A 684-nucleotide genomic window follows, 5' to 3' on the forward strand; every position below is an offset into this window, starting at 1 on the left:
CTTATGGCATGCGCTAAGGTTATTTCGCAATTTGAGCTCCTGGGCCCCGGTGATGCCGGGCGTCGGCGGGAGTGGTCTGACGAGGAAAAGATCCGGATCGTCGAGGAGAGTTTCCGCGGCCATCGCCAGGGATCGGCGACGGCGCGGCGGCACGGGATTTCGCGGTCGCTTCTGACGCTCTGGCGGCGGGCCTATCGCGAGAACCGTCTTGTCGCATCGCCGGAGGGGTTCATGGCGGTGTCGATCGCGCCCGGGCCGGTGGCCGGACCCGAGAGCGGCACTGACGCCGACGCGCGGATCGAGATCGTGCTGGCAAATGGGCGGCGGATCCTCGTGCCCGCCGGGATCGACCCCGGCAGTCTGGCCCGGCTGCTGCCGGTCCTGGAGCGGGCATGATCGCGTTCCCGGCCGGGGTGAAGGTCTGGATCGCAGGCGGCGTGACCGACATGCGCTGTGGCATGAACAGCCTGGCGATCAAGGTTCAGCAGGGTCTCGGCCGGGACCCGCATGGCGGCGAGATCTTCTGCTTCCGCGGGCGCAGGGGCGACCTCCTGAAGATTTTGTGGCACGACGGGGTCGGCATGTCGCTCTATGCCAAGCGGCTGGAGGCCGGAAAGTTCATCTGGCCGGTCAGCGAGGGCGGCACGTCCGTGGCGATCTCGGCAGCGCAGCTCGGCTATCTTC

2 protein-coding genes are annotated in these 684 nt (G+C 67.8%); both read left to right on the plus strand.

The window, feature by feature from the left end; genetic code table 11:
• Positions 1-396, plus strand: a 396-nt coding sequence (locus HCC78_RS32950) for a transposase (RefSeq protein WP_371743980.1), incomplete at its 5' end; no start/stop codon positions are given.
• On the plus strand, positions 393-684 hold a 292-nt coding region (gene tnpB, locus HCC78_RS32955), incomplete at its 3' end, for an IS66 family insertion sequence element accessory protein TnpB (RefSeq protein WP_172332873.1). The genes HCC78_RS32950 and tnpB, both read left to right, overlap by 4 nt.

Source organism: Mangrovicoccus sp. HB161399, assembly GCF_013184745.1.
Classification (GTDB): domain Bacteria; phylum Pseudomonadota; class Alphaproteobacteria; order Rhodobacterales; family Rhodobacteraceae; genus Mangrovicoccus.